Source organism: Enhygromyxa salina (assembly GCF_000737335.2).
Lineage (GTDB): Bacteria > Myxococcota_A > Polyangia > Nannocystales > Nannocystaceae > Plesiocystis > Plesiocystis salina_C.
In genome coordinates, this window is the sequence record NZ_JMCC02000209.1 from 1 (window position 1) to 5028 (window position 5028).

General features: G+C 67.3%; 5 protein-coding genes. 4 read left to right on the forward strand and 1 reads right to left on the reverse strand.

Translation table 11 applies throughout. The annotated features are described in order from the left end of the window. The 4 genes from DB30_RS39965 to DB30_RS39980 form a co-directional block, all read left to right on the forward strand. Window positions 1–2146 (forward strand): hypothetical protein (locus DB30_RS39965; protein WP_052559301.1); only part of this gene is annotated, 2146 nt, incomplete at its 5' end. Beyond that, window positions 2143–2823, forward strand: a complete 681-nt coding sequence (locus DB30_RS39970) for a hypothetical protein (protein WP_146662819.1) — start codon at window positions 2143–2145, stop codon at window positions 2821–2823. The genes DB30_RS39965 and DB30_RS39970, both read left to right, overlap by 4 nt. Further along, window positions 2816–3829, forward strand: a complete 1014-nt coding sequence (locus DB30_RS39975; RefSeq protein ID WP_052559306.1) for an HTTM domain-containing protein — start codon at window positions 2816–2818, stop codon at window positions 3827–3829. Before DB30_RS39970 ends, DB30_RS39975 begins: the two co-directional genes overlap by 8 nt. A 102-nt stretch (window positions 3830–3931) precedes the next feature. Then, the gene (locus DB30_RS39980; protein WP_146662821.1) at window positions 3932–4366 is read left to right on the forward strand and encodes a hypothetical protein; all 435 of its coding nucleotides are present in this window, start codon (window positions 3932–3934) and stop codon (window positions 4364–4366) included. Here the strand turns inward: DB30_RS39980 and DB30_RS39985 are convergent. After that, window positions 4347–4820 (reverse strand): hypothetical protein, encoded by a 474-nt coding sequence (locus DB30_RS39985; protein ID WP_052559310.1) that lies wholly within the window; start codon window positions 4818–4820, stop codon window positions 4347–4349. The genes DB30_RS39980 and DB30_RS39985 overlap by 20 nt on opposite strands. Window positions 4821–5028 lie beyond the last annotated feature (208 nt).

Here is a 5028-nt window from a genome sequence, read left to right on the forward strand (position 1 = left end):
TGGCTCGGGCGCGCGCCAAGCCGGCGCCGAGCGGCGCGACCTCGAGCTCCACGGGATCCCCGTCCGCGGCGCCTACGAGACCGCGTGGACCAGCAGCGACGGCTCGGCGCGGGTCGTCGCCTCGCGCTATCCCAGCGTCGACGCCCAGCTGCGACCCGAGCAGCGCCGCTTCGAGCTGGACGAGGCCCGCCGAGCGCTGGGGCCGTTGCTGCGGCCAGATCAGATCGAGCGGCTGGGCGGCATGGATCAGCTTCAGGGCGAGCTGGTCTACGTGCTGATGCTCGACGTGCCGATCTTGGCCTGGGAGTTCATCACGCCGCTGAGCCAGCTCCCCACCCCCAGCCGATCGCAGGTGTGGGTCAGCGCGGGGACCGGGCGGGTGCTCGATGTGATCGAGCTGGTCGACCTCGACAACCAAGCGCAGGTCTACGCGATCAACCCCCAACACACCCCGGATCCGTCAACGGTCACGCTGACCAACATCGATCTGGACCAGCAACCGTGGGCCGAGGGCATGGAGCTCGATGGCACCTACCTGACCGGCAGCCGGGTGCGGGTGTTCAACTGCATCGACGAAGAGGACGGGCCCTACGCCCCGTGGCGCAACGAGGACGAGTGCTTTCCGACCCAGCAGATCACCGCTGACGCATCGGGGGACTACTTCGTCCCGCTGCCCAACATCACGCTGCTAGGCGACAACCGCGATCCCACGGATCTCTACGCCGAGCTCTCGATGTACTACCACGCCGAGCGCTTCTTCGGCTTCATGGACACGCTCGGGGTCGAGGGCTTCCCCTGCGAGCTGTCGAACATGGTCGCCAATTTTCACTGGCTCTCGCCCTCGCCCGGCTACCCCGACGTGGCCTATGGGCCGTTCAACAACGCGTACTACAGCGGCAGCTGCGAGCTCGAGAGCGGGCCGACCATGCTGTTTGGTCAGGGCTCGGAGATCGACTTCGCGTATGACGGCGACGTCGTCTACCACGAGCTTGGCCACGGGATCGTGCAGCACCTGACGCCGGCCGGGCTGCGCCAGCATCGGCAGCGCGCGGACGGGGTGCTGCGCGACGCCCGGGCGCTCAACGAAGGGATCGCCGACTACCACACGCTGATGCTCACGGATCGGCCGGAGCTGGGCGACTACGCTGGATTTTATTGGTCGACGCTGGGCCGCGCGTGGATCCGCGACGCCGACAACGACGCCCAGTGTCCCCGCGACATGGCGGGGCAGGAGCACAACGACAGCGCCCCGTTCACTGCCGCGTTGTGGGCCGCCCGGCGCCGGGTCGGGGCCAAGCTCGATCCGGTGGTCATGGCCAGCTTGCCGCTGCTGCCCGGTGACGCTTCGATCGAGGAGGCTGCGGCGGCGCTCTTGATGATCGCCGCCGCCGAGCGCGACGCCGGGGCCTGGACCGCAGCCGACTACGAGCAGCTCGAGCGCGCGCTCGCGGCCCGCAACCTGATCGACTGCGAGCGCGTGGTCGACGACGCGGCGAGCCTGGATGACCCCAGCTTCTTGTACCTGCGCAACAACGGCAAGTTCGTGTCGCCGTTCTGGCCGGGTCCGGTCCAGTACCGCCAGACCGTGCCGGAGGGCTCGGACAACCTGCTGATCAGCTTCGAGGTGTCCGAAGAGGGCAACTCGGCCGGGCAACCGGTCCGAACCGACGTCGAGGTTCGGGTCCTGGTCAAGCGCAGCAGCGTGTCGGAGGACGCGTCGATCCACTTCGAGTATGAGCTGGGCGCGCTCGGCCACGCCGACGAAGAGAACGGCGACATCGACGAGACCTGGGAGGTCACCGGCGACTGGGACGAGATCTACACGCCGACGACGCTGGGGGAGTCCCGCCGGCAGGTGCTGATCCGCGGGCTCGAGGTGGGCGAGGCGGTGCATGTGTCGTTCGTCAATTTGGATCTGGCGACGGTGGTCGTGCGGGAGCTGCAGTTCGCGAACGTGCCCACGGATGAGCTCGACGGAGGCTCGCCGGGATCGGGCCGCGATCCCGAGATCTTCGCGGACGACGAGAGCGCGTGCGCTTGCGTCAGCGCGGGCGAGGGCGGGACAGGCGGGGTCCTTGGCATGGGCCTGCTGGTGCTGCTCGCGCTTGGACAGCTGGGTTCTCGACCGAGGTCTCGACACGCGTGAGCGGGTCCAGTCCACAGCCAGTGGTGTCGCCGGACGAGCCCGGATCGCTTGGCGCGACGACACCAGCGTGGTTGGTCCACCTGCGGCGGGTCGTCAACGTGGTGGTGCCGCTGGTGCTCGGCTACCTGATGGTGCTCGCCGCGGTGCCCCGCGAGCACCTCGAGGGCCCGCAGAAAGACCGTCACGACAAGCTCGTGGCCGCGATGAAGCAGATCTCGCTCAGCCAGACGTGGAGCATGTACGCGCCCGATCCTGGCCGCGGCCACTTCTACATGCGGATCAAGGCCTACGACGCCGACGGGACCGTGCGCGAGCTCGACGAGACCTTCATGGCCGAACACGGGTGGGGCACGGCGCGGGCCTGGAATCGCTCGCGCCTCGACATTTGGCAGCACGCGGTGACCCGGCGGATCGACCAGGTCAACCGCAACCGCACCTGGTACTTGCGCGGCGTGTGCCTGCGAGAGGCCCGGCGTGGCTACGACGTCAAGCGGCTCGAGATGACCCGGGTCTATCGAAGGATCCGCGCGCCCGAGCAGGTCCGCGAGGGCAAGGACCTCCTCGGGCCAACCAAGATCAAGAAGGCGCAAGACGGCAGCTGTCGGGTGAAGATCATCCAAGACATGATCGAGCTCGACCGCGCGCGTCGGGGCGAGACGGAGGCGGACCGTGGTTGAGCGAGTCACCAAGCGCGTGGTCCAGGCGATCGACTCGCTGCTCTCGGGCCAGGAGGACGCGCTCGCGCTCGGCGTGGTCCGGGCAGCCCTCGCCGGGCTGTTGTTGATCTCGGCGCTGCTGCACGCGGGGGCGGTCGGCGAGTACTTCTCGGACGAGTCGATGATCAACGACCGCTTCGCGAAGCTGGCGTTTCCGGCCCGCTGGTCGCTGTTCTTCACGATCACGGATCCCACGGCCGTGCGCGCGCTGTGGGGCCTTGGCGTGGTCGCCCTTGGCATGTGGACGGTCGGGCTGTTCACCCGGGTCAGCTCGATCGTGGGCATGCTGGTGTGGATCAGCATGTACGGGCGCAACCCGCTGCTCTATGCCTACCCCGATCAGCTCGCGTTGATGTTTGGGGTGCTGCTGGCGCTGATGCCGGCCGGCCGCGGGTTCTCGCTGGACGCCCGCTGGTTTGGGTGGGGCGGCACGGTTCCGGTGTGGTGTCGGCGGATCCTGCAATTGCAGCTTGGGATCATGTACACGGTCACCGGGTTGGCGAAGACCGGCGACACGTGGCATGTCGACGGGACGGCGATCTACTACACGCTGAACAACCCCTATAATCGTCACTTCGACGCCGGGCCATTCTTTGCGGCGATCCAGCCGTGGCTGCTGCGTCCCATGACCTTCGCCGTGCTGGTCTGGGAAGTCTCGTTTGGGGGCTTCGTCAGCTACCACTGGGTCCGCGAGGCGATGGGGCGCCGCTTGCCTGCGTGGGGCCAGCGACGCCGCGAGGGCCGACCTGGGGTGCGGATCCCGGATCTGCGCTGGCTGTTCTTGGGGTTTGGCGCGGCCATGCACATTGGCATTCAGCTGGGTGTGTATGTGGTGTTCTTCTCGCCGCTGGTGATTGGCTCGTATCTGGCGTTCTTCAACAGCGAGGATCTGCGCGAGCTCGTCGCGTGGCCGCGGCGGGTGTGGGGCCGCGTGCGTGGGCGCCGAGTCAGCGCGGCAGCGGGATGAACTCGACCGCGTCGTCGCCGGGCACCTCTGGAAACCGCCCGGTCGCACGAATCGACGAGGATCTCAGCACCGGCCGCGAGCAGGCATTCGAGGCGGTGGTCCTTGCCCGAACTGTTGGTGATGGGGGGCGCCGTCGCGCTTGTATCCGTCGTGTTCCTCAGCACCGCGGAGATGCGGTTGATGCCGTCGCGCGACGTCGCGTTCAACTTTAGCGCCGTTGTGCGGGAAAGTTGGGCAGGCCCGCTCGCCATCGCGTGTGCTCGAAATGGCGAACCTGACCGGGCCCTACAAATCCTGGAATCCGCGCAACGACGGGGTTACGACATGGGACGGGGCCGCACCCTCGCAGTAGCCAGCCACGAAGTAGCGATCGAACTTGGCCGCCAAGAGTACTACCCCGAAGCGGTCCGCGCGTGGGGTCTGGCGATCCGATTCGCTCGTGACAGCGGCGACGTGGTCCTCGAGAACCAAGCCCGTGAAGGGATCAAAGCGGCGGCCAAGGCGGTAGCCAACGCCTCTACAGTTGCTCCGCGTTGAAGCAGGTCACCGTGCCGTCAAGGTTGCTGACCCCGTCGAAGCACCAATAGAGGATGCCTCCGCACGTGCCGCCAGGCCAGCATGGCCCGCCGTTCTCGCAGCAGATCGTGTCTGCTACGCCGCCCTCGTGCGCTACGTACTCGGCACACACACCTGCGAGGCAAGCGTCCTCGAGCGGCGCGAAGGCGGAAACGTCCCCGGTCTGAGGGTCCACGACCTCCCCATAGATCACGGTGAACGCCTTGGTGCCCGGCATACACCCGGCCGCGTCCTTCAGCCTCACAGCGTTGTTGCTCGGGTTGTAGCAGACATCCGAGAGCAGCTTGGGTACATTGGCGGGGCTATATTGGCACGCCCCTGGGACCGACGTACAGAGATAGCGATACTCAGCGTCCGCAGTCAGCGGCACGGCGATCAGAGCCAGCGTGAGGAGTGTGAAGACGGTCCGGTGCATGGACCCGAGTCTACCCTGAAACGCCTGTGGGCATGCCTAGTCGTCGGCATGTAGTTTGATCCCGCCTCGCACGCGACCGCCTACCCGTCAGGGGGGTTGGCTACCGATGGCGATTGCGAGGAGCGCCAGCCCGACCGCCACAGTGCTCGCCATAGTGTCAACCTCGTGGCCGCGCTGCCGCGCGCGCAACCACTGGGAGATGAAGGCG

Coding starts and splice junctions, on each gene's coding strand:
- DB30_RS39985 (WP_052559310.1), bottom strand. CDS start 4,820: ATGCACCGGACCGTCTTCACACTCCTCACGCTGGCTCTGATCGCCGTG.